Origin of the sequence: Streptomyces sp. NPDC050658 (assembly GCF_044457025.1) — a bacterium.
In the GTDB taxonomy this organism is placed as follows: Bacteria; Actinomycetota; Actinomycetes; order Streptomycetales; family Streptomycetaceae; genus Streptomyces.
Window position 1 is genome coordinate 160685 of record NZ_JBITGM010000009.1, and the last position, 24072, is coordinate 184756.

The 24072-nt window shown below is 70.9% G+C and carries 17 protein-coding genes; 15 read left to right on the forward strand and 2 right to left on the reverse strand.

Annotated elements, in window-relative coordinates; translation table 11 throughout:
* Positions 1 to 4: 4 nt before the first annotated feature.
* The 9 genes from ACIBKX_RS28760 to ACIBKX_RS28800 all read left to right on the forward strand — a co-directional run bounded on the left by ACIBKX_RS28760 (position 5) and on the right by ACIBKX_RS28800 (position 11836).
* Positions 5 to 238 carry a hypothetical protein gene (locus ACIBKX_RS28760; protein WP_363277293.1) on the forward strand — a complete coding sequence of 78 codons (234 nt, stop codon included), beginning with the start codon at positions 5 to 7 and terminating at the stop codon, positions 236 to 238.
* A gap of 16 nt (positions 239 to 254) precedes the next feature.
* Positions 255 to 1766 (forward strand): Asp-tRNA(Asn)/Glu-tRNA(Gln) amidotransferase subunit GatB, encoded by a 1512-nt coding sequence (gene gatB / locus ACIBKX_RS28765; protein WP_363277282.1) that lies wholly within the window; start codon positions 255 to 257, stop codon positions 1764 to 1766.
* 198 nt (positions 1767 to 1964) lie between these two features.
* Complete coding sequence (locus ACIBKX_RS28770; RefSeq protein ID WP_363277283.1) at positions 1965 to 4067, forward strand: phosphocholine-specific phospholipase C; 2103 nt, start codon at positions 1965 to 1967, stop codon at positions 4065 to 4067.
* Between the two features lie 237 nt (positions 4068 to 4304).
* Positions 4305 to 6626: an MMPL family transporter gene (locus ACIBKX_RS28775; RefSeq protein ID WP_363277284.1), complete on the forward strand. Its 2322-nt coding sequence runs from the start codon at positions 4305 to 4307 to the stop codon at positions 6624 to 6626.
* Positions 6595 to 7182 (forward strand): GNAT family protein, encoded by a 588-nt coding sequence (locus ACIBKX_RS28780; RefSeq protein ID WP_363277285.1) that lies wholly within the window; start codon positions 6595 to 6597, stop codon positions 7180 to 7182. Before ACIBKX_RS28775 ends, ACIBKX_RS28780 begins: the two co-directional genes overlap by 32 nt.
* Before the next feature lie 227 nt (positions 7183 to 7409).
* Positions 7410 to 7814, forward strand: coding sequence for a hypothetical protein (locus ACIBKX_RS28785; protein WP_363277286.1), 405 nt, complete (start codon positions 7410 to 7412; stop codon positions 7812 to 7814).
* 190 nt (positions 7815 to 8004) lie between these two features.
* Positions 8005 to 8181 carry a hypothetical protein gene (locus tag ACIBKX_RS28790; protein ID WP_363277378.1) on the forward strand — a complete coding sequence of 59 codons (177 nt, stop codon included), beginning with the start codon at positions 8005 to 8007 and terminating at the stop codon, positions 8179 to 8181.
* 77 nt (positions 8182 to 8258) lie between these two features.
* Positions 8259 to 11417, forward strand: coding sequence for an AAA family ATPase (locus tag ACIBKX_RS28795; RefSeq protein WP_363277379.1), 3159 nt, complete (start codon positions 8259 to 8261; stop codon positions 11415 to 11417).
* Positions 11418 to 11590: 173 nt separating this feature from the next.
* Positions 11591 to 11836, forward strand: a complete 246-nt coding sequence (locus ACIBKX_RS28800) for a DUF6191 domain-containing protein (protein WP_363277380.1) — start codon at positions 11591 to 11593, stop codon at positions 11834 to 11836.
* A gap of 5 nt (positions 11837 to 11841) precedes the next feature.
* On the opposite strand, the gene ACIBKX_RS28805 is transcribed toward ACIBKX_RS28800, so the two are convergent.
* Complete coding sequence (locus ACIBKX_RS28805; RefSeq protein ID WP_363277381.1) at positions 11842 to 12990, reverse strand: PQQ-dependent sugar dehydrogenase; 1149 nt, start codon at positions 12988 to 12990, stop codon at positions 11842 to 11844.
* Positions 12991 to 13140: 150 nt separating this feature from the next.
* A complete protein-coding gene (locus tag ACIBKX_RS28810; RefSeq protein ID WP_363277382.1) occupies positions 13141 to 14133 on the reverse strand; it encodes an aldo/keto reductase in 993 nt (330 codons plus the stop codon).
* Positions 14134 to 14229: 96 nt separating this feature from the next.
* On the opposite strand from ACIBKX_RS28810, the gene ACIBKX_RS28815 reads away from it, so the two are divergent.
* The 6 genes from ACIBKX_RS28815 (at position 14230) to serA (ending at position 24057) form a co-directional block, all read left to right on the forward strand.
* The gene (locus ACIBKX_RS28815; protein ID WP_363277383.1) at positions 14230 to 15180 is read left to right on the forward strand and encodes a 2-hydroxyacid dehydrogenase; all 951 of its coding nucleotides are present in this window, start codon (positions 14230 to 14232) and stop codon (positions 15178 to 15180) included.
* Between the two features lie 366 nt (positions 15181 to 15546).
* Positions 15547 to 18498, forward strand: a complete 2952-nt coding sequence (locus ACIBKX_RS28820; protein WP_399376450.1) for a putative bifunctional diguanylate cyclase/phosphodiesterase — start codon at positions 15547 to 15549, stop codon at positions 18496 to 18498.
* A 231-nt stretch (positions 18499 to 18729) separates the two neighbouring features.
* Positions 18730 to 20580, forward strand: a complete 1851-nt coding sequence (locus ACIBKX_RS28825; protein WP_363277385.1) for an acetolactate synthase large subunit — start codon at positions 18730 to 18732, stop codon at positions 20578 to 20580.
* Between the two features lie 29 nt (positions 20581 to 20609).
* Positions 20610 to 21137: an acetolactate synthase small subunit gene (ilvN, locus tag ACIBKX_RS28830; protein WP_363277386.1), complete on the forward strand. Its 528-nt coding sequence runs from the start codon at positions 20610 to 20612 to the stop codon at positions 21135 to 21137.
* An 87-nt stretch (positions 21138 to 21224) separates the two neighbouring features.
* Positions 21225 to 22226, forward strand: coding sequence for a ketol-acid reductoisomerase (gene ilvC / locus ACIBKX_RS28835; RefSeq protein WP_363277387.1), 1002 nt, complete (start codon positions 21225 to 21227; stop codon positions 22224 to 22226).
* 226 nt (positions 22227 to 22452) lie between these two features.
* On the forward strand, positions 22453 to 24057 hold the full coding sequence (gene serA / locus ACIBKX_RS28840) for a phosphoglycerate dehydrogenase (protein WP_363277388.1): 1605 nt from the start codon (positions 22453 to 22455) through the stop codon (positions 24055 to 24057).
* Positions 24058 to 24072: the final 15 nt, after the last annotated feature.

The following is a 24072-nucleotide window of genomic DNA, read 5'->3' on the forward strand; positions in this document are numbered from 1 at the left end:
TGCCATGGCAAAGAAGGCCAAGAACTTCAAGAAGTCCAAGACCGGCGTCTATGTCTCGCTGGCCAGCACCGCCTTCGGCGCGATCAGCGTCGCGAAGCAGGCGAAGCTGGCCCGCAACGACAACGACACCCTGCGTCTCGTCGACGCCGCCGTGTCCGCCGCCGCCATCGTTACCGGCCTGGCGATCCTCTACCGGGAGCTCAAGCGCCTGGGCGACGACGACGTCCTGCTGGGCTGAGAGGGAAAGTTTCACCGTGACCACCACGACTGACCTGGTGTCGTACGAGGACGCTCTCGCGACGTACGACCCCGTCATGGGCCTTGAGGTCCATGTCGAGCTCGGCACCAAGACCAAGATGTTCTGCGGCTGCTCCACCGAGCTCAAGCAGGACGCCAACTCGCAGACCTGCCCGACCTGTCTCGGCCTGCCCGGCGCCCTGCCGGTCGTCAACGAGATCGGCGTCGAGTCGGCCATCAAGATCGGCCTCGCGCTGAACTGCGAGATCGCCGAGTGGTGCCGCTTCGCCCGGAAGAACTACTTCTATCCGGACATGCCGAAGAACTTCCAGACCTCCCAGTACGACGAGCCGATCGCCTTCAACGGCTATCTGGACGTCCAGCTGGAGGACGGCGAGATCTTCCGCGTGGAGATCGAGCGCGCCCACATGGAGGAGGACACCGGCAAGTCCACCCACGTGGGCGGCGCGACGGGCCGTATCCACGGCGCATCGCACTCCCTCCTGGACTACAACCGCGCCGGCATCCCGCTCATCGAGATCGTCACCAAGCCGATCGAGGGCGCGGGCGAGCGGGCCCCCGAGGTCGCCAAGGCGTACGTCGCGGAGCTGCGCGAGGTCATCAAGGCGCTCGACGTGTCCGAGGCCCGGATGGACAAGGGCCAGATGCGCTGCGACGTGAACCTCTCCCTGCGCCCGCACGGGCGCGAGGAGTTCGGTACGCGTTCGGAGACGAAGAACGTCAACTCGCTCCGTTCCGTGGAGCGCGCGGCGCGCTTCGAGATCCAGCGCCACGCGGCCGTCCTGAACGGCGGCGGCACGATCGTGCAGGAGACCCGGCACTTCCACGAGGACGACGGCTCCACGACGTCCGGCCGCATCAAGGACAACGCGGAGGACTACCGGTACTTCCCGGAGCCCGACCTGGTCCCCGTGGCCCCGGCCCGCGCCTGGGTCGAGGAGCTGCGCGCCGGTCTCCCCGAGATGCCGCGCGTGCGCCGCAACCGCCTCCGCGAGGAGTGGGGCGTCAGCGAGCACGACATGCAGTCGATCCTCAACGCCGGTGCGGTCGACCCGATCGTCGCCACGATCGAGGCGGGTGCCGATTCGGCCGCCGCGCGCAAGTGGTGGATGGGCGAACTGGCCCGCAATGCCAACGAGTCGGGCAAGAGCCTGGAGGAGCTGCCGGTCACGCCCGCGCAGGTCGCCAGGGTCGCCGAGCTCGTCGCCAAGGGCGACCTCAACGACAAGCTGGCCCGCCAGGTCTTCGAGGGCGTCCTCGCGGGCGAGGGCACGCCGGACGAGGTCGTCGAGAAGCGCGGCCTGAAGGTCGTATCCGACGAGGGCGCGCTGACGACTGCCGTCGAGGAGGCCATCGCCGGGAACGCGGCGATCGCGGACAAGATCCGCGGCGGCAAGGTCCAGGCGGTCGGCGCGCTGGTCGGCGCGGTCATGAAGGCCACCCGCGGCCAGGCCGACGCCGCCCGCGTCAAGGAACTGATCCTGGAGAAGCTGGGCGTGGAGGGCTGACCCTCCCGGACGCGAACAACAGGGGCGACGCACCGCAGGGTGCGTCGCCCCTGTCGCGTCTGGGCCCGGCGACAACTCTCGGACGTTCACGTCCACTTCGGCCCCAGGTCTTCACAGCGACATCGTTCCTCACTACCGTCCCAGCCGAGCAACCCAATGGATCAGCGGAGAACCATTGGCGTCGACTGGAGGTCGTACGTGTCCCCGGAGATATCGCGCAGGCGGCTGATGGCGGTCGGCGGTGGCGCACTCGGCGCCGCCGCCGTCGGATCGTTCCTGCCGCCCTCGCTGCAGCAGGCACTGGCGCAGGAGCGACCCCAGGGCGGCGGTGGGCTCGACTCGATCGAGCACGTCGTCATCCTGATGCAGGAGAACAGGTCCTTCGACCACTACTTCGGGACCCTGCGCGGCGTACGCGGCTTCGGTGACCGCAACGCCATCCGGCTCCCCGGCGGGAAGCCGGTGTTCGAGCAGCCGGGCGTGCTGCGCACCATCCTGCCCTTCCCCGTCAGGGAAGCCGCCGCGGCGCAGAAGAAGGACCTGCAGTACATCGGTGCCCTCGACCACTCCTGGAGCGGCGGCGCCAAGGCCTGGCACGAGGGCTGGACGGACGGCTGGATCACCGCCAAGACGGCGGCCTGCATGGCGTACTACACGCGCGAGGACATCCCGCTGCACTACGAACTCGCCGACACCTTCACCGTCTGCGACGCCTACCACTCCTCCATCCACACCTCCACCAGCCCCAACCGCAACCACCTGTGGAGCGGCAAGACCGGCTTCGAGGCGGACGGCACCCGTGCCGTCGAGAACGACGCGTACGACGAGGGCAAGCACCCCGGCTACGACTGGGGTACGTACGCGGAGCGCCTGGAGAAGGCGGGCGTGAGCTGGCAGACGTACACGGAGTGGGAGAACTTCACCGACAACCAGATCGAGTTCTTCACCACCTTCAAGGCGATCGCCAAGAAGGTCCTCGCCAAGACCGGCCTCACCTTCATGGAGGCCTTCTACGCCAAGGTCCGCGACGCCAAGGACGAGGCCGAGCGGGAGAAGCTGCTCGCGCAGTTGGAGGAGGGCGTCGCGACCCTCACCAAGGCGGAGAAGTCGCTCTTCGAGCGGGGCCTGCGGCGGGTGCCCACCGGCAAGCTCGCCGAGGAGTTCGCCAACGACGTCGCGGGCGGGAAGCTCGCGAAGGTCAGCTATCTCGTGCCGTCGGCGCTCGACTCCGAGCACCCCAGCGTCTCCTCGCCGATCCACAGCGCGACCATCGTCTACAAGGTCCTCGACGCCCTCGCCTCGCACCCCGAGGTGTGGCGCCGCACCGCCGTCTTCATCAACTACGACGAGAACGACGGCTTCTTCGACCACGTCCCGCCGCCCGTGCCCGGCGGGGACTCGGCAGAGGAGCAGGAGGAGCGCTGGGACGGCAAGCCGACCGGGCTCGGCGTGCGGGTTCCGATGCTCGTCGTCTCGCCGTGGACCGTGGGCGGCTACGTCTGCTCCGAGGTCTTCGACCACACCTCCGTGGTGCGCTTCCTGGAGAAGTGGACCGGCGTGAAGGAGCCCAACATCAGCGCCTGGCGCCGCAAGGTCACCGGCGACCTCACCGGCGCCTTCGACTTCCGGCGCGGCCACAAGCAGCCCGACGTCGACCAGCCCGGCGCCATCCCCGGGTTCAGCGGGCGCTGGGCCCCGCAGCCGCCCCTGAAGCAGTCCATGCCGGTCCAGGAGCCGGGCAGCCGCCCCGCCCGCCCGCTGCCCTACCAGCCGGACGCCGACGTGAAGCCGGCCAAGGACGGCAGCCTCACGGTGCGCCTGCGCAACGGCGGCAGCTCCAGCGCGCACTTCGCGCTCTACCCGTACGCCGGTGAGTTCCCGGCCCCGCGCCACCAGGACGTCGTACGCGAAGGCTCCTGGAGCGTGCCCGTCGCCAAGGACGCGTACGACTTCACGATCACCGGGCCGGGCGGCTTCCGGCGCGAATTCACCGGCTCCAAGGACGGCGGCGCGCGGCTCAGCTCCGCGATCACCCGCCGCGAGATCCACCTCACGCTGGCCAATCGCGGACACGAGGGGCTGGTCTTCACGGTCAAGCCGCTCGGATACGTCGACGAGGCGGACGCCCGGTCGCGGACGCGGACCGTCCGGGTGAAGGCGGGCAGCAGCCGCACCGTCGCCTGGCCGACGGGCGCCGAGCACGGCTGGTACGACGTCGAGGTGACGGCCGCGGGCGAGCCCGCATTCCGGCGCAGGCTGATGGGGCACATCGAGAACGGGCGCGCGAGCGTCTCCGGCTGACACACGGGCCCAACGGTGTGACGCCGGGGCGCACGGGAGCGTGCGGGAGTGTTCATATGACTTCCGCACGCTCTTTGCTTCCCTGTGACCATTGCCACGAAAGGGGCAAAGGATCTCCCGGGACTGTCAGAGTGGCTGCGGTGCCGAAGTCGGCACCCATGCGTTCTTTGCGGGCTGATCAGTTCATTCACGGCTGTTCCCGATAAAGATCCACGAACCATCCCAGGGAGCCAGTCAGTGGCAGCACTCGCTCGGTGGTGTGTCAGGCACCGCCTCCTCGCAGTACTGCTGTGGCTCGTCACGCTCGGCGGCGCCGCGAGCGCCGCGGCCGTCGCCGGATCCGCGTACTCGAACGACTACGAGGTGCCGGGCACCGAGTCGGGCCGCGCCACCCAGCTCCTCGACCAGGGCTTCGGCGGCCTCGGCGGCGACAGCGACACCGTCGTCTGGAAGACCGCCGCGGGCACGACCGTGCGCGCGGCCGACGTCGAACAGACGATGACCGACGCCCTCGACCAGATCTCCGAGCTGCCCGGCGTGGCCTCCGTGGCCGGTCCCTACGACAAGGGGGGCGACGCCAGGATCAGCGCCGACGGCCGCATCGCGTACGCCACCGTCACCTTCCACGAGCAGGCCGACGACATCGCCAAGGCGGACGCCCAGGCCCTGGTCGACACCGCGAAGGCCGCCGAGTCGGACCGCCTCCAGGTCGAGCTCGGCGGCACCGCCGTCGGCCTCACCGAGTCCAAGAGCGCACAGACCGCCGAGATCGTCGGCGTCGCCGTCGCCGCCGTGGTCCTCTTCCTCGCCTTCGGCTCGCTCGCCGCGTCGATCCTGCCCATCGCGACCGCCCTGGTCTCGGTCGGCACCGCGTACGCGGGCATCGTGCTGCTCGGCCACTTCATGACCGTCGCGGACTTCGCACCGATGCTGGGCACCCTGATCGGGCTCGGCGTCGGCATCGACTACGCCCTGTTCATCGTGACCAGACACCGCAAGGGCCTCAAACAGGGCCTGCCGGTGGCCGTCGCCGCCGAACGGGCCGTGGCCACCACCGGGCGCGCCGTCGTCTTCGCGGGCGCCACCGTCTGCATCGCGCTGCTCGGGATGCTCATCCTGCGGCTCAGCTTCCTCAACGGCGTCGCGATCGCGGCCTCACTGACGGTGATCCTCACCGTCGCCGCCTCCGTGACCCTGCTGCCCGCCCTCCTCGCGTGGATAGGGCCGCGCGCGCTCAGCCGCCGCGAACGCCGCCGGCTCGCCGAGCACGGGCCCGCCCCCGAGCTGCCGACCGGGATCGCCGCCCGCTGGTCCGCCTTCGTGGAGCGGCACCCCAAGCTCCTCGGCGTCGTCGCCGTCGCCGTGATGGCGGTGCTCGCGCTGCCCACGCTCTCCCTGCACCTGGGCACCTCCGACCAGGGCAACAACCCGGCGTCGACCACCACACGCCAGGCCTACGACCTGCTCGCCGACGGCTTCGGACCCGGCGTGAACGGCCCGCTGACCCTGGTCACCGGGGTGGACACGGCCGAGGACCGGGTCGCCCTGGAGGACCTGGGGTCCACCCTCGAGTCGACCCAGGGCGTCGCCTCCGTCAGCCCCGTCACCTATGACGCCGACGGCAAGTCCGCCTTCCTCACCGTCGTACCGGATTCCTCCCCGCAGTCCGAGCGGACCAGCGAACTCGTCGACCGGCTCCGCGACGACGTGCTCCCGGACACCGAGTACGGCACCACGCTCGACCTGCACGTCGGCGGCGTCACCGCCAGTTACGACGACTTCGCCGAGGTCATCGTCGGCAAGCTGCCGCTCTTCGTGGGCGTGGTGATCGGCCTGGGCTGTGTGCTGCTCCTGCTCGCCTTCCGCTCGATCGGCATCCCGCTGAAGGCCGCCGCGATGAACGTCGCGGCCGTGGCCTCCGCCTTCGGGATCGTCGTCGCGATCTTCCAGTGGGGCTGGGGGAGCGAACTGCTCGGCCTCGGGTCGGCGGGCCCGATCGAGCCCTTCCTTCCCGTGATCATGGTGTCCGTCCTCTTCGGGCTCTCCATGGACTACCAGGTCTTCCTGGTCAGCCGGATGTACGAGGAGTGGCTGGAGACCGGCGACAACCGGCGGGCCGTCCGGGTCGGCCTCGCCGAGACGAGCCGGGTGATCAACTCGGCGGCCGTCATCATGATCTCGGTGTTCCTGGCCTTCGTCCTCAGCGGCGACCGGGTCATCGCGATGTTCGGCATCGGCCTCGCCGCGGCCGTCGCCCTCGACGCGTTCGTGCTCCGTACGCTCCTGGTGCCCGCCCTGATGCACATGCTCGGCGGCGCCAACTGGTGGCTGCCGCGCAGCCTCGACCGCTGGCTGCCGCGCATCAGCATCGAGCCGCCGGAATGTCGTTCGAATACCGCCGCCACGAGTGCGAAGATCCCTCTGGAACGGGGCACGCGAGACGGTTCCGCGGTCTCCGTCGTCGACCTCCACGTCGTCGACGCCGACGCCGACGTCCGCGTCGATTCGGACGGATTGAAGGAGCAGGATGTTCGCGATATCGCTGGGCGAGGGCGCTGAACTGCGGCCCATCGAGCCGTGGCAGGCGGAAGAGTTCCTCACGCACATCGAGCGGGCACGCGAGTACGCGGGCCCCTGGGTACCACTGACCGCACTGGTGACCGACCTGGAATCGGCCCGCGAGCGGCTCCAGGCGTACGCGGACAAGCAGGCCGCCGACACCGGCCGCCTCTACGGCATCTGGCTCGAGGGCACGCTCGTCGGCGGAGTCCTCTTCCGGATCTTCGACACGGCCACGGAGTCCTGTGAGGTCGGCGTCTGGCTCGAACCCTCCGCGACCGGCCGCGGTCTGGTCTCCAGGGCGGCGCGGGTCCTCGTCGACTGGGCCGTGTTCGAGCGCGGCATGCACCGCGTCGAGTGGCTGGTCTCCACCGAGAACGCCCCCAGCATCGCGGTGGCCAAGCGCCTCGGCCTGACGAAGGACGGCGTACTGCGGGAGTGCTTCCCCTGGCAGGGCGTACGGCACGACATGGAGGTCTGGTCGGTCCTGGCACCGGAATGGCGCGCGGCGCGAGAGGCCGAGGGCGCGGCAGACACAGGTCACAGCGTTCGTTAAGCAAGCTCTCAGACTCCGTCCGTACGGTGCGGGGCATGGGAACGAAGACAGTTGACGAGAACGGTGCGGAGGCGGCTGAGGCCGCGGAGGTTGAGGCTGCGGAGGCTGCCGAGAAGGTCGAGAAGGCCGAGGCTGAGGCTGAGCCTGAGGACGCCGCTGAGGTCGAGGCTGAGGCTGCTTCTGGGTCTGAGGCTGAGTCTGAGTCTGAGTCTGAGGACGCCTCTGACGTGAAGGCGTCCAGTGGTGTCGGCCAGGGCGCCGCAGCCGTGGTCTCCGCCGCGCTCGGCGTGATCGGCCTCTCCGGCGGCTGGGTCGGCACGGTCGCCGCGGCGCGTTCGAACATCGTCGGACAGCTGGAGACCTCGCAGTCGGCCAGCGTCGCCAACCAGATCCAGGCCCTGTACGGCGACTCATGGAAGATCACGGCCCTGGTCGCCGGCGCCTTCGCGCTCGCCGCGCTGCTCGTCGGCTTCCTGGTCCTCGTCCGGCCCGCCTTCGGCGCCCCCGCCAAGGAACAGGCACCGTGGATCAAGTCGGTGGCCTGGGCAGGCGTCGCCCTGGGCGTCATCGGCCTGCTCCTGGCCATCGCCAAGTACTCGGACCTGCTGCTGGGCCTGCCGTCCGCGAGTTAGCCGGCGCATCAGCGGGGGCCTTAGACGCCGGAGAGGCCCGATCATCGGGCCTCTCCGGCGTCTAAGGCCCCCCACCCCCGCAACATGCGGCACCTTCCCGATGTGCCGCACCCCCCTGGCAGACGAGAGTCAAGGCATCGCAGAAAGCGAAGCCGAAGACCGAACTCAGGTCAGACCAGGGGAGCCTCACATGTTCGAGTACGAGATGCACCAGCTGCACGCCGCCGACCTCACCCGCGAGGCCGACCACCGCCGCCTCCTGCGCGAGGCCCGCGCCTCCCGCACCACCCGCCGATCGGCGCGCGAAGAAACCGAGGGGCGGGTGATCAGCACTCCCCGCCGCAGCCGCTTCACGCGGGCCGCGTGATGCCCAACGCTCCGGGCACGACGCCATCTGCCCAGGGCAGAGCGATATCCGCTGCCATCAGGCGCACACCCTGTGCGATGCTCACGCCTGTGGAGACCAGGTCCGTAAGCCCCGTCTTCGTCGGCCGCTCCGACGAACTGGGCGTACTGAACGACGCACTCGCCCGTGCCAAGGGAAGCACCCCCGGCACGGGCGAGCCGCAGGCATTGCTGCTCGGCGGCGAGGCGGGCGTCGGCAAGACGCGCCTCGTCGAGGAGTTCACCGCGGCGGCACGCGCCGAAGGCGCCGTCGTCGCGCTCGGCGGCTGCGTCGAGATCGGCGCCGACGGACTGCCGTTCGCCCCCTTCTCCAGCGCCCTGCGCGCACTGCGCCGCCAGCTCCCCGACGAGATGGACGCCGCGGTAGCCGACCAGGAAGGCGAACTGGCCCGCCTCCTGCCCGAACTGGGCGAGGCCCCGCAGCGCCGCCGCGGCACCGACGCCCACCACGACGAAGAAGGCATGGCCCGGCTCTTCGAGCTGACCGCCCGCCTCCTGGAGCGGCTCGCCGCCGACCGCCCGGTCGTCGTCGCCCTGGAGGACCTGCACTGGGCCGACGCCTCGACCCGCCACCTCCTCGCCTACCTCTTCCGCAACCTGCGCGGCGGCAACCTCGTCATCGTCGCCACCTACCGCGCCGACGACATACACCGCCGCCACCCCCTGCGCCCCCTCCTCGCCGAACTGGACCGGCTGCGGACCGTGCGCCGCGTCGAACTCGCCCGCTTCAGCAGGGCCGAGGTCGCCCGCCAGATGGCCGGCATCCTCGACGCCGAACCCACCCAGAAACTCGTCGACGACATCTTCGACCGCTCGGACGGCAACGCCTTCTTCGTCGAGGAACTCGCCGTCGCCTCGCACGGCAGCAGCTGCGCGAGCCTCAGCGACTCACTGCGCGACCTCCTCCTCGTACGCGTCGAAGAACTGCCCGAGGAGACCCAACGGGTGGCACGGATCGTCGCCGAGGGCGGCTCGACCGTCGAGTACCCGCTGCTCGCCGCGGTCGCCGGGCTCGCCGAGGACGACCTGATCGAGGCGCTGCGCGCCGCCGTCGGCGCCAACATCCTGCTCCCGTCGCCCGACGGCGACGGCTACCGCTTCCGGCACTCCCTGGTCCGCGAGGCCGTCGGCGACGACCTGCTGCCCGGCGAACGCTCCCGGATCAACCGCCGCTTCGCGACCGTCCTGGAGGCCGACCCCTCCCTCGTCGCCGCCGACCAGCGGGCCACCCGCCTGGCCAGCTACTGGTACCACGCGCACGACGCGGCGAAGGCGCTCCCCGCCGTCCTGCGGGCCTCCGTCGAGGCCCGCCGCCGCTATGCGTACTCCGAACAACTCCGGCTCCTGGAACGGGCGATGGAGCTGTGGGACGACGCCCCCGAGGACATCCGCGCCGCCCTGCGCCCCGTCGACTACGCCGAGGTCTACCCGCCCTGCGGCTGCGACCCCGCCACCACCCCCCTGCGCTATCTCGACCTCATGGCGGAGGCCTCCGTCGCCGGGCGCCTCTGCGGGGAACGCGAACGCGCCCTGAAGATTACCAAGCGCGCCCTGCGCCTCCTGGAGGACGAACAGGACCCTCCCTCAAGCTCTCAACACGGTTCGAGCAGGGGGGACCCCCTCCGCGCCGCCTGGTTCTGGATCCAGCGCTCCAGGCTCACCCAGACACTGGCCCGCGGCGACGGCTGGGCGGAGATCGCCACCGCCCAGGAACTCGTGCGCGGCCTCCCGCCGTCCGAGGTGCACGCCGAAGTGCTCACCAACGTCGCCTCCTGGGGCATGCTGCACAGCCCCGGCGAGAAGACCCTGGCCGCGGCCCAACGCGCCGTCGAATACGCCCGGATGGTCAAGGCCGAGGAGACCGAACTCACCGCACGGCTCATCCTCGGCGGCCTCCTCGTCGACGCGGGCGACGTCGACCAGGGCCTCGCGGAGATGTACGCGGTCAGAGAGCGCTGCCTGGCGCCGCCCAACCTGGTCTCCCGGCTCCCGCACATCCACGTCAACCTGCCCTCCGTCCTCGAAGGCGCGGGCCGCTCCCACGAATCCCTGGAGATCGGCGACCAAGGGCTCGCACTCTGCCGGAAGTACGGCCTCACGGACACCGAGAGCTGGGTCCAGGTCAACAAGGCGGAAACGCTGATCTCCCTGGCCCGCTGGGACGAGGCCGTCGCAGCCGCCGAGGCGGGCCGCCGCGGCTCCCTCAGCGTCAAACCGCGCGGCAACGCGGCCGTCCAGCTCGCCACCATCGCCCTCGGCCGCGGCGACGTCACCGAAGCCGCGGCCCAACTGGCCACAGCCCGCGGTCTGTTCGGCACCCATGACCTCATGCCGCAGCACACCCTGCCCATGACGACCCTCGCCATCCGCATAGCGGCCGGCGACACCGACCGCGCCGCCGGAGTCGCCGCCGCCCGCGCCGTGCTCGACGAGGCCCTGACGATCGGCTTCCCGCCCGGCACCCAGCGCTACACCTGGCCCCTGCTGCTCGCCGCCGCCGGCAGCGAGGCCGACTCGCTCGGCCTGCCCGCCGCCGAACCCGGCCGCGCCGACGCCATCGACCGCATCCGCAAGGCCGCCGGGAAACTCCCCTCACCCGTGCCCGTCTGGGCCGCCCACGAGACCTGGGTACGCGCCGAACTCCTGCGCGCCGAGGGCCGCGACACCCCCGCCGACTGGTCGGCCGCCGTCACCGCCCTCGAACCCCTCGACCGCCCCTACGACCTGGCCCGCGCCCGCCACCGCCTCGCCGAGTCCCTCCTCGCCGCCTCCACCGCCGCCACGGGGGAGCACGCCGACGCCGACCGCGAGCGCGCCGCCGAGCTGCTGCGGCAGGCCCGCGAGGTCGCCGAGCGGCTGGCCGCCCGCCCCCTCACCGAAGCCGTCACCGAACTGGCCCGGCGCGCCCGCCTGCCCCTGGACCCCCGCGAGGCCACGCGCCCGCCCCTCGCCCCCGTCGACCCCGCCGAGGCCCTCGGCCTGACCAGCCGGGAACGGGACGTCCTCCGCCGCGTCGCCGCGGGCCGCAGCAACCGCCAGATCGCCGAGGAACTCTTCATCTCCCCGAAGACCGCGAGCGTCCACGTCTCCAACATCCTCGCCAAGCTCGGCGTCACCGGCCGCGGCGAGGCAGCCGCCCTGGCCCACCGCCTCCGCCTGTTCCCACCGGGGACGGACAGGGAGGCGGCCGCGGGCTAGCCAGTGACTGGGCTTTCCCCCGGGGGTCCACCCCCACCCCCACCCCCCCCATCCCCACCCCGCCCCGCAGTGTCGGCCGCCCACCCCGGCTGACCTGCCCTTTTCCTGCCCCGCCCCGTTTCCACCCGCCTCGCTTACGCTTGACGGCAGGAACCCGGCTCCTGGGAGGCGCAGTGTTCAATGCGATCGAGGCCCTGTTCGCTCCGGGGCGCAAGCACACCGACGACGAGCAGAAGCGCCTGGAGATGACCCGCGTCGACCTCAACGACGGTGATCCGGGGCGGGGGCCGATAGACCTGACGTCCGGCAAGGTGGTCGTGCGCGCCCCCGTGCCGTCCCCGCGCGAGGACGAGACGCCGAGCGGTGCCGAGACGCCGAGCCCTGGTCAGGCGTCGTCACCCGACGAGCCCCGCGGCTGAATCGCCTACTTCACCTCCACCTCCAGGATCTTGTCGTCCCCGTCCTCCGGCGTCCCCCGCGAGTCCGTCTCGCTCGTGACCAGCCACAGCTTGTCGCCGCCCGCCGCTAGCACCGTGCGCAGCCGGCCGTGCTTCTCCGCCAGGAACGCCTGCGGCTCAGGCTCGCCGTCCACGCCCCGGACCGGGATCCGCCAGAGCCGCTCGCCCCGCAGGCCTGCCATCCAGACAGAGCCCTCGGCGTAGGCGACCCCGCTGGGGGAGGCCTCTGAGGTCTTCCACTGCGCCACCGGGTCGTGGAAGCCGTCCTCGTCGGCCTTGCCCTCCGCCTCGGGCCAGCCGTAGTTGTCGCCCGCCTTGATCTCGTTCAGCTCGTCCCAGGTGTCCTGGCCGAACTCCGAGGCCCACAGCCGCTTCTCCTCGTCCCAGGCCAGGCCCTGCACATTGCGGTGGCCGTAGGAGTAGACCGGGGAGTCGCCGAAGGGGTTGCCGGGGGCCGGTTCGCCGTCCGGTGTGAGGCGGAGGATCTTGCCGCCCAGGGACTTCTTGTCCTGCGCGAGGCCCGTGTCTCCCGTCTCGCCCGTGCCCGCGTACAGCATCTTGTCCGGGCCGAAGGCGATCCGGCCGCCGTTGTGGATCATGCCCTTGGGGATGCCCTTGAAGACCGTGTCCGGCGCGCCCAGCTGCTCGCCCTTGGGCTTCTTCTCGTCGTACAGCATGCGGGCGATGCGGTTGTCGGACTCCGTCGTGAAGTAGGCGTAGACCATGTGGTCCGATGCGTACGAAGGAGAGAGCGCGAGGCCCATCAGGCCGCCCTCGCCGCCGGGGGAGACGCCCGGCACCGAGCCCAGCTCGGTCTTCTTGCCCGTCTTTCCGTCGACGCGGGTGATCGTGCCCTCGTCGCGCGACGACACCAGCAGGTCACCGCCCGGGAGCGGGGCCAGACCCCACGGCGACTTCAGTCCCTCCGCGAGCGTGCGCGTCACCTTCGCCGCCCCCTTCTCGGGCGGGGCGTCGCCGCGCGGTTTGCCCGCCGGCGTCCCGCTCGACTGCGCGGGGCTCGATTCGGCGCTCTTTCCGTTGTCCGGCTCGTCCCCGCCGCCGGACGAGCATCCGGCCGCGAACACGAGGGCGGCAGCGGCCAATACGGCGGTCACAGCAGGTCGTTGCACGATCAGGTTCCCTTCGACGCGGCGCTTCTACTGTTCATACACCGCTCGGCCCTCGCAGGTTCCCACCTCACCGCGACGAGATCGCGGACGCAAGGCGCCGAAGCAAGCGCCCACGCCTCCGCCAGATCGCGGACCTCAGTCCCACGACCCCAGCGCCGCCGGCAGCGCCGCGATCTGGGCCAGGTCCGCGGCGGTCAGCCGCACCTCCGCGGCCCCCGCGTTCTCGACCGCCCACCGCTCCCGCTTGGCCCCCGGGATCGGCACCACATGCCGGCCCTGCGCCAGCACCCACGCCAGCGCCACCTGGCCCGGTGTCGCCCCGTGCCGCTCGGCCACCCGGCGCAGACCCACCACCAGCGGCTGGTTGGCCGCCATCATCTCGGCGGTGAAGCGCGGATGGCGGGCCCGCAGATCGTCCGGCTCGAAGCCCTGCCCCGGCGTCAGCGTCCCGGTGAGGAAACCGTTCCCCAGCGGCATCGCGGCCAGGAAGCCGATGCCGCGCGCGTCGCACCACGGCAGCAGCGTCTGCAGCGCCTCCCGCGACCACACCGACAGCTCCGCCTCCACCGCGCCGACGGGGAAGACCTGCTGGACCCGTTCGAGCTGCCGGATCGTTCCCTCGTGCAGTCCCCTGCCCTCGCGCCGCGAGGCCCGAGCGCCCACCGCGCACAGTCCGAGGGCCCGCACCTTGCCCGCCGCGACGAGCTCGGCCATCGCGCCCCAGGTCTCCTCGATCGGCACCTCGGGGTCGGCCCGGTGCAGTTGGTACAGGTCGATCGTGTCGGTCTGCAGCCGCCGCAGCGACGCGTCGCAGGCCCGCTTCACATAGCCGGGGCGGCCGTTGGCGACGATGTGCTGCTCGCCCACCAGGAGCCCGCACTTGGTCGACACGAAGGCCTCGCCGCGGCGTTCCTTGAGCGCCCGCCCCACCAGCAGCTCATTGGTGAACGGCCCGTACATGTCCGCCGTGTCCAGCAGGGTCGACCCCTGGTCGAGCGCCGCGTGCACCGTGCGCAACGATTCCTCGCCGCGCTGCCGCGAGCCCGTGTACGCCCAGCTCATCGGCATGCAGCCGAGTCCGATCGCACCCACTTCGAGCGCTGCGGCGCCGATCGTCCTGCGGTCCACCTGGCCGTGCCCCCCACTTCAAGTCCTAGCGGTCACCAACGTAACCTCTGCCGCCCCGAACGCGGCGTGCACCCTCCGCGCATTAGCCTCCTGACCATGACGAAAGACGTATGGCTTCCCTATCCCGCGGAGGAGATCGAGGGCCTGCCCGACGCCTCCGGGGCCGGGCTCAACTACCGGCTCTGGGACGGCGGCCCGGAGTTCCCCGCCGACCCGGCCGACTGCGTGTTCTACGTGGTGCCCTACATGAAGGGCTCCGCGGTCTCCGTGCGCCCGCTGCCCGAGATGACCTCCCTGGATGTCGTGCAGACGCTCACCGCGGGCGTCGACCACGTGGACTCCGGGCTCAAGTACCTCCCGTCCGGTACGCGGCTGTGCAACGCCAAGGGCGTCCACGAGGCCAGCACCGCCGAACTCGCGCTCACGCTGATCCTGGCCTCCCTGCGCGGCATCCCGGATTTCGTCGAAGGCCAGCGGCGGGGGGAGTGGCGGGCCGGGTTCCGTCCGGCGCTCGCCGACAAGTCCGTGCTGATCGTCGGATACGGATCGATCGGCTCCGCCATCGAGGACCGGCTCGCCCCGTTCGAGTGCGCGCGGGTGGCGCGCGTCGCGCGCTCCGCACGTGCCACGGAGCGCGGCCCCGTGCACCCGCTCGCCGAACTTCCCTCGCTGCTGCCCGCGGCCGACGTCGTCGTCCTCGCCACGCCCCTCACCGAGGCCACCCGAGGCCTGGTCGACGGGGACTTCCTGGCCCGCATGAAGGACGGCGCGCTCCTGGTGAACGTGGCCCGCGGCCCCGTCGTCGACACCAAGGCGCTCCTCACCGAACTGGAGGGCGGCCGTATCACCGCCGCCCTCGACGTCACCGACCCGGAACCGCTGCCCGCAGGTCACCCGCTGTGGCACGCTCCTGGAGTGCTCATCAGCCCGCACGTGGGCGGACCGACCTCCGCCTTCCTGCCCCGCGCCAAGCGACTGGTCGCGGCGCAGCTGACCCGGTACGTCGCCGGGGAGCCTCTCGACAACGTCGTGCTCACCACCCCGTAACGGCCAGTCGCGAGGACAGGAGGGCACGCTCCGCACCCGCGTGCGTGCGCCCCGTGTCCGCACCCCCGTCGATAGTCACTGAGCGTAGAGAGACTATGTCCCTGAGTGACGAGACTGGTGTATCGTCCCGACAGGGGCTGCGCCGTGGACCGTTCGGCGCCGGGGACGAGACATCAGACTGCGAGGGGGGCGACGGGCGATGCACGGCCAATGGGCGAACGATCCGACGCGGCGAGGCCGCCGGTGGCGACTCTCACGCGCAGCGGCCCGCAGGCGGCTGTCCGCGGGCCGCACGCAGCACGGCCCGCCGTCCCCCGGCCGCGGAAGGCGGACGGGCCCGGCGGCGACCCGGACCAGGGCGGCCCGGTGAGCACCCGCCCGTCTGCCGCCACCGTCCTCGAGGGCGGCGGAGGTCTGACGGCATCGCTGCCGCCCGGAGCGCCCCTGACCCGCCGCCCCGCGTCCGGTGGCGGCGGCACGGGCCTGGTCTCGCAGCTGGTCCTCCTCGTCGTCTGCGGCGGGTATGCGACGGGGGCGGCCCTCGGCTGGGGATCGCCCCGAGTCGCCCTGATCATGGGCGACTTCGGGCTCAGCGTCGCCGCGGCGACCGCCGCCGTCTCCTGCTTCCGCTACTCCCGCACGCGCCGCAGCCGCTTTCGACCCGCGTGGCTGCTCTTCGCGCTCTCCTCCGCGATGGCGGCCCTGGGCAACGGCGTGTGGGGCTGGTACGAGGTCGTCCTCGAGCGCCCCGTGCCCAGTCCGGGCCTCGCCGATCTGTTCTTCCTCTGCTTCGCGCCGCCCGCCATCATCGGCCTGCTCGTGCTCGCCAAGCGCCCGGTGACCAAGGCCGGCTGGGTCTGCCTGGCCCTCGACTCCTGGCTCATCGGCGGCTCGCTGCTCACGCTCTCCTGGAGCCTGGCGCTCGCGCACACGGCGCAGTTCGAGGGGCAGAGCGTCGCGCACGCCGCGCTCTCGCTCGCCTATCCGCTTCTCGACATCGCGTTGGTCAGCATGGTCCTCGCGCTGCACTTCAGACGATCCTCCGCGAACCGCACGGCGGTGAACACGGCGATCGGCGCCCTCGCGCTGACCGTCATGTGCGACGCCATGTTCACCTCCCCGCTGCTGCACGCCAGTTACCGCTCGGGGCAGATGCTGGACGCCGGCTGGTTCGCCGGTTCACTCCTCCTGGCGTACGCACCGTGGGCCGCCCCCTGGCACCGGCACGCGGACGACGGCCACCACGCGCGCGTGGAGCGCGGCGCCGCCCCGAAGGGGGCCCGCGCCGCCGTCACCCGGCCGATCGCCGGCTCGCTGGCCGCGCTCACGCCGTATCTGGCCGCCGCCGTCTGCACGTTGGGGATCCTCTACAACGTACTGAGCGGCCGCAGCGTCGACGAGGTCGTGCTCTTCACCGCGGGCACGGTCGTGCTCGCCCTCGTCGTGCGCCAGGGCATCATGCTCCTGGACAACATCACCCTCACCCAGGAACTGGCGCAGAAGGAGAACCACTTCCGCTCCCTGGTACAGGGTTCGAGCGACGTCATCATGATCGCCGCGCCCAACGGCATACTCCACTACGTCAGCCCGGCCGCCTCCGGGGTCTACGGCCGGGAGGCCGACGAACTGGTCGGTTCCGAACTGGCCTCGCTGATGCACCCCGAGGACCTCGGCCGGGTGGTCCACGAGGTCCGCAGATTCCTCGCCGCCAACCCCGTCGAGGAGCCCACCACCCGCATCGAGTGCCGCTTCAAGTCCGGCGACGGCGACTGGCTGAACGTGGAGTCCACCGTCAACCGGCACCAGGGCGGCCTCATCTTCAACAGCCGGGACGTCACCGAACGGGTGCGCCTGCAGGCCCAGTTGCAGCACAACGCGGAGCACGACCCGCTCACCGACCTGCCCAACCGCGCCCTGTTCACCCGGCGCGTGGGCCAGGCGCTCACCGGCCGCAGAGTCACCGACCGCGGTACGGCCGTGCTCTTCATCGACCTGGACGGCTTCAAGGCGGTCAACGACACCATCGGCCACCAGGCGGGCGACGAGCTGCTCATCCAGGCGGCCCGCCGCCTTCATGAAGCCGTCAGGTCGGGCGACTGCGCGGCCCGGCTCGGCGGCGACGAATTCGCCGCGCTGATCGTCGGCGACGGCACGCGCGACCAGGCGGCCCGTGAGCAGCACATCTACGAACTCGCCGACCGGCTCAGAATCACCCTGTCCCAGCCGTACGCCATCGACGGCAACGACGTGCGCGTCGCGGCGTCCATCGGCGTCGCCTTCGCCGAACCGGGTATCACCGCGGGGGAGTTGCTGCGCAACGCGGACCTCGCGATGTACCGCGCCAAGGCGGCGGGCAAGGGCCGCGTCGAGCTGTACGCGCCACAGATGCAGGCCGACGTCGTACGCAAGGCGGAGCTGGCCACCCGGCTGCGCACGGCCCTGCACGACGGCGAGTTCGCGCTGCTCCACCAGCCCGTGGTCAGTCTCGACGACGGCCGGATCACGTCGGTCGCGGCCCAGGCCCGCTGGCGCTCGGCCCAGGGCATCCTCTTCACGCCCGCCGAGTTCCTGCGCGTCGCCGACACCCCGGACTCCCAGGACGGCGCCCGCACCGCCGAGCTCGGCCGCTGGATGCTGGAGGAAGCCGTCCAGCAGGCCGCCGAGCGCGGTCACACGGGCCACGCGGCGCCCGTGGCCGTCCGGATCAGCGCGCGCCGCCTCCTGGACCGCTCCATGCCGCTGGGGTCCATCGAGGCGCTCCTGACCCGGCACGGGCTGCCCTCCGGGGCGCTGATCATCGAGCTCGCGGACAGTGACCCTCGAGTTCCGCTCGACGAACTTGAACGCAGGCTCACCACTCTGCGTAGGCTCGGAGTGCGCATCGCCCTGGACGGCTTCGGCAGCGGCTATGCGGCCATCACCGCGCTGCGCAGGCTCCCCGTCGACGTACTGAAGCTGGACCGCAGTCTGATCGAGGGCGTCGTCGAGTCCGCGCGGTTGCACAAGATCACATCCGGGCTGCTCCGTATCGCGAGCGATCTGGGTCTGCTCTCGGTGGCCGACGGAGTCGACCTGCCCGAGCAGGTCATAGCCCTGCGCGCGATGGGCTGTACGCACGGCCAGGGCATGGCGTTCTCGGGCCCGCTCGACGAGTACCGGCTGCGCCGCGCGCTGTCGCTCGGCCAGTACCCGGTGCCGCACGGGCCGGTGGAGCCGGTGTTCGCGGGGGGTCCCGCGGCCGGCCCCGCGGACGGATGGAGAAGAGGAGGTGAGAGCTTTGCCCGCTCACATAATGAGACCCCCGTCCCACCTACTTGACAGGTGCAGTGTGCCGGGGAGAGGGTCAATGCCATGCGCACCCGAATTCTCGTACTTGGAAAGCGCGTCGGCTGAAGCCGGGACTCACCGGTCCGAACACCGGATCCCCGCGAACGCTCCCGACGCGCTCCCCTCGCATGCCTCACGGCACGGGGGGTTTTTTGTTGCACCGGCACCCCCAAACTTCCCCAGACCCCCGCGAAAACCCTCAGCTTCGAGAAGAGAATGCCGATGACCGAGCAGGCCACCGGGGCCCACCATCCGCAGCCGCGGCCCCGTACCTCAGGACAGCAGTCCGCCCCCGTCGAGCACGTCACGGGTGCGCAGTCCCTCATTCGTTCTCTCGAGGAAGTCGGGGCCGACACGGTATTCGGCATCCCCGGCGGCGCCATCCTTCCCGCGTACGACCCGATGATGGACTCCACCCGCGTCCGGCACGTCCTGGTCCGCCATGAGCAGGGCGCGGGCCACGCGGCGACCGGCTACGCGCAGGCCACCGGCAAGGTCGGCGTGTGCATGGCGACCAGCGGTCCCGGCGCCACCAACCTCGTCACCCCGATCGCCGACGCCCACATGGACTCCGTCCCCATGGTCGCGATCACCGGCCAGGTGGCCTCCAAGGCCATCGGCACGGACGCCTTCCAGGAGGCGGACATCGTCGGCATCACGATGCCGATCACCAAGCACAACTTCCTGGTCACCAAGGCCGAGGACATCCCGCGGACCATCGCCGAGGCCTTCCACATCGCCTCCACCGGCCGCCCGGGCCCGGTCCTCGTGGACATCGCGAAGGACGCGCTGCAGGCGCAGACGACCTTCTCCTGGCCGCCCACCCAGGACCTGCCCGGCTACCGCCCGGTGACCAAGCCGCACGCCAAGCAGATCCGCGAGGCCGCCCGGCTGATCACCGCCGCCAAGCGCCCCGTCCTGTACGTCGGCGGCGGCGTCCTGAAGTCCCACGCCACGGCCGAGCTGAAGGTCCTGGCAGAGCTCACCGGAGCGCCCGTCACCACCACCCTGATGGCGCTCGGCGCATTCCCCGACAGCCACCCGCTGCACGTGGGAATGCCGGGCATGCACGGTGCGGTCACCGCCGTCACCGCGCTGCAGAAGGCCGACCTGATCGTCGCCCTCGGAGCCCGCTTCGACGACCGCGTCACCGGCAAGCTGGACAGCTTCGCCCCGTACGCCAAGATCGTGCACGCCGACATCGACCCGGCCGAGATCGGCAAGAACCGTGCCGCGGACGTGCCGATCGTCGGTGACGCCCGCGAGGTCATCGCCGACCTGGTGCAGGCCGTCCAGGCCGAGCACACCGAGGGCCGCACGGGTGACTACGCCGCCTGGTGGGCCGACCTGAACCGCTGGCGCGACACCTACCCGCTCGGCTACACCCAGCCCGAGGACGGCTCGCTCTCCCCGCAGCAGGTCATCGAGCGGGTCGGCAAGCTGGCCCCCGAGGGCACGATCTTCGCGGCGGGCGTCGGCCAGCACCAGATGTGGGCCGCCCACTTCATCGACTACGAGCAGCCCGCCACCTGGCTCAACTCCGGCGGCGCCGGAACGATGGGCTACGCGGTCCCGGCCGCGATGGGCGCCAAGGCCGGAGCCCCGGACAAGACGGTCTGGGCGATCGACGGCGACGGCTGCTTCCAGATGACCAATCAGGAGCTCACCACCTGCGCCCTGAACAACATCCCGATCAAGGTCGCCATCATCAACAACGGCGCCCTCGGGATGGTCCGCCAGTGGCAGACGCTGTTCTACAACCAGCGTTACTCCAACACGGTCCTGCACGCAGGCCCGGAGGGCGAGACCCCGCCCAACAAGGGCACCCGCGTCCCGGACTTCGTGAAGCTGTCGGAGGCCATGGGTTGCGTCGCCCTGCGCTGTGAGCGTCCCGAGGACCTGGACAAGGTCATCGCGGAGGCCAACGCGATCAACGACCGCCCGGTCGTGGTCGACTTCATCGTCCACGAGGACGCCCAGGTGTGGCCGATGGTCGCAGCCGGCACCTCGAACGACGAGGTCATGGCCGCCCGCGGGGTCCGCCCCGACTTCGGCGACAACGAAGACGACTGAGCCCGGACGCGAAAGAGAGACCAAGAGTCATGTCCACCAAGCACACGCTCTCCGTCCTGGTCGAGAACAAGCCAGGTGTCCTCGCCCGGATCACCGCCCTGTTCTCCCGCCGCGGCTTCAACATCGACTCGCTCGCCGTCGGTGTCACCGAGCACCCCGACATCTCCCGCATCACCATCGTGGTGAACGTCGAGGACCTGCCGCTCGAACAGGTCACGAAGCAGCTCAACAAGCTCGTCAACGTCCTGAAGATCGTCGAACTGGAGCCGTCCGCGGCCGTCGGGCGCGAGCTCGTCCTGGCCAAGGTCCGCGCCGACAACGAGACGCGCTCGCAGATCGTCGAGATCGTCCAGCTGTTCCGCGCCAAGACCGTGGACGTCTCACCCGAGGCTGTCACCATCGAGGCGACCGGCTCCAGCGACAAACTAGAGGCGATGCTCAAGATGTTGGAACCCTTCGGCATCAAGGAGCTCGTCCAGTCCGGCACCATCGCGATCGGCCGTGGCTCCCGCTCCATCACCGACCGCAGCCTGCGGGCGCTCGACCGCACGGCCTGAGTCCGCCCGCATACCGAGACCGCAGAACTTCCCTCCCCCGCCCGCCGTACGGTGGGACGCAACACCAGCACACATAGGAGATTCCCAGTGGCCGAGCTGTTCTACGACGACGACGCCGACCTGTCCATCATCCAGGGCCGCAAGGTCGCGGTCATCGGCTACGGCAGCCAGGGCCACGCCCACGCGCTGTCGCTGCGCGATTCGGGTGTCGACGTCCGCGTCGGTCTGCACGAGGGCTCCAAGTCCAAGGCCAAGGCCGAGGAGCAGGGCCTGCGCGTGGTGACCCCCTCGGAGGCCGCCGCCGAGGCCGACGTCATCATGATCCTGGTCCCGGACCCGATCCAGGCCCAGGTCTACGAGGAGTCCATCAAGGACAACCTCAAGGACGGCGACGCGCTGTTCTTCGGCCACGGCCTGAACATCCGCTTCGGCTTCATCAAGCCGCCGGCCGGTGTCGACGTCGCCATGGTCGCCCCGAAGGGCCCGGGCCACCTGGTCCGCCGTCAGTACGAGGAGGGTCGCGGCGTCCCCTGCATCGCGGCCGTCGAGCAGGACGCGACCGGCAACGGCTTCCCGCTGGCGCTCTCGTACGCCAAGGGCATCGGCGGCACGCGTGCGGGCGTCATCAAGACGACCTTCACCGAGGAGACCGAGACCGACCTGTTCGGCGAGCAGGCCGTGCTCTGCGGCGGCACCGCCGCGCTGGTCAAGGCGGGCTTCGAGACCCTGACCGAGGCCGGCTACCAGCCGGAGATCGCGTACTTCGAGTGCCTCCACGAGCTGAAGCTGATCGTGGACCTCATGTACGAGGGCGGCCTGGAGAAGATGCGCTGGTCCGTCTCCGAGACCGCCGAGTGGGGCGACTACATCACCGGCCCGCGGATCATCACGGACGCCACCAAGGCCGAGATGAAGAAGGTCCTCGCGGAGATCCAGGACGGCACGTTCGCCCAGCAGTGGATGGACGAGTACCACGGCGGCCTGAAGAAGTACAACGAGTACAAGACCCAGGACGAGAACCACCTCCTGGAGACCACCGGCAAGGAGCTGCGCAAGCTCATGTCGTGGGTCAACGACGACGACAAGTAGGTCGTACGGCAAGGGCCGGGGCAGCAGCCCCGGCCCTTGTCCACTGTGTCCAGCCACGGACGGGTGATCCTTCCGTGGAGGCGTAAGACACACGTCAAGACGCCACTACACTGCTGTTCAACATTCGCGTCAGGCCCACAGCGTCGTGCGTCTTCCACGCGGCTAGCACCCTCCACCGCCTGCGGCCGTCGGGACGGCCGTCCGCATTGGACTTGTGAGGACTCACGTGAGCACTGCTGCCAACGGCAAACCGGTCGTACTCATCGCTGAAGAGCTGTCGCCCGCCACTGTCGACGCCTTGGGCCCGGACTTCGAGATCCGTCAGTGCAACGGCGCGGACCGCGCCGAGCTGCTGCCCGCCATCGCCGACGTCGACGCGATCCTGGTCCGCTCCGCGACCAAGGTCGACGCCGAGGCGATCGCCGCCGCCAAGAAGCTGAAGGTCGTCGCCCGCGCGGGCGTGGGCCTGGACAACGTGGACGTGTCCGCCGCCACCAAGGCCGGCGTGATGGTCGTGAACGCCCCGACCTCGAACATCGTCACCGCCGCCGAGCTCGCCTGCGGCCTGCTCATCGCCACCGCGCGCAACATCCCGCAGGGCAGCCAGGCGCTGAAGAACGGCGAGTGGAAGCGCTCCAAGTACACCGGCGTCGAGCTGGCCGAGAAGACCCTCGGTGTCGTCGGCCTCGGCCGCATCGGCGCGCTCGTCGCGCAGCGCATGAGCGCCTTCGGCATGAAGGTCGTCGCGTACGACCCCTATGTGCAGCCCGCGCGGGCCGCGCAGATGGGCGTCAAGGTCCTCACCCTCGACGAGCTGCTCGAGGTCTCCGACTTCATCACCGTGCACCTGCCCAAGACCCCGGAGACGGTCGGTCTGATCGGCGACGAGGCGCTGCACAAGGTGAAGCCGGCCGTCCGCATCGTGAACGCCGCGCGCGGCGGGATCGTCGACGAGGAGGCGCTGTACTCCGCGCTCAAGGAGGGCCGCGTCGCGGGCGCCGGTCTGGACGTGTACGCGAAGGAGCCCTGCACGGACTCCCCGCTCTTCCAGTTCGACCAGGTCGTCTGCACGCCGCACCTCGGTGCGTCGACGGACGAGGCGCAGGAGAAGGCGGGTGTCTCCGTCGCCAAGTCGGTGCGCCTCGCCCTCGCCGGTGAGCTCGTCCCGGACGCGGTGAACGTCCAGGGCGGTGTCATCGCCGAGGACGTGCGTCCCGGTCTGCCGCTCGCCGAGAAGCTCGGCCGGATCTTCACCGCGCTCGCGGGCGAGGTCGCCGCGCGGCTCGACGTCGAGGTGTACGGCGAGATCACCCAGCACGACGTGAAGGTGCTCGAACTCTCCGCGCTCAAGGGCGTGTTCGAGGACGTCGTGGACGAGACGGTGTCGTACGTCAACGCGCCGCTCTTCGCGCAGGAGCGCGGCGTCGAGGTCCGCCTCACCACCAGCTCCGAGTCGCCCGACCACCGCAACGTGGTCACGGTGCGCGGCACGCTGACCGGCGGCGAGGAGATCTCGGTCTCCGGCACGCTGGCCGGCCCCAAGCACCTGCAGAAGATCGTCGCCGTCGGCGAGTACGACGTGGACCTGGCCCTGGCCGAGCACATGGTCGTCCTGCGGTACGCGGACCGTCCCGGTGTCGTCGGCACCGTCGGCCGCGTCCTCGGCGAGGCGGGCGTCAACATCGCCGGCATGCAGGTCGCCCGTGCCGACGTGGGCGGGGAGGCGCTCGCCGTCCTCACCGTCGACGACACGGTGCCGCAGGCGGTGCTGACGGAGCTGGCCGAGGAGATCGGTGCGGAGTCCGCTCGCGCGGTGAACCTGACCGACTAGGGGCACCCCGAACCT

Coding starts and splice junctions, on each gene's coding strand:
- ACIBKX_RS28760 (WP_363277293.1), top strand. CDS start 5: ATGGCAAAGAAGGCCAAGAACTTCAAGAAGTCCAAGACCGGCGTCTAT.
- ACIBKX_RS28780 (WP_363277285.1), top strand. CDS start 6,595: ATGTTCGCGATATCGCTGGGCGAGGGCGCTGAACTGCGGCCCATCGAG.
- ACIBKX_RS28790 (WP_363277378.1), top strand. CDS start 8,005: ATGTTCGAGTACGAGATGCACCAGCTGCACGCCGCCGACCTCACCCGC.
- ACIBKX_RS28795 (WP_363277379.1), top strand. CDS start 8,259: ATGCTCACGCCTGTGGAGACCAGGTCCGTAAGCCCCGTCTTCGTCGGC.
- ACIBKX_RS28815 (WP_363277383.1), top strand. CDS start 14,230: ATGACGAAAGACGTATGGCTTCCCTATCCCGCGGAGGAGATCGAGGGC.
- ACIBKX_RS28825 (WP_363277385.1), top strand. CDS start 18,730: ATGACCGAGCAGGCCACCGGGGCCCACCATCCGCAGCCGCGGCCCCGT.
- ilvN (WP_363277386.1), top strand. CDS start 20,610: ATGTCCACCAAGCACACGCTCTCCGTCCTGGTCGAGAACAAGCCAGGT.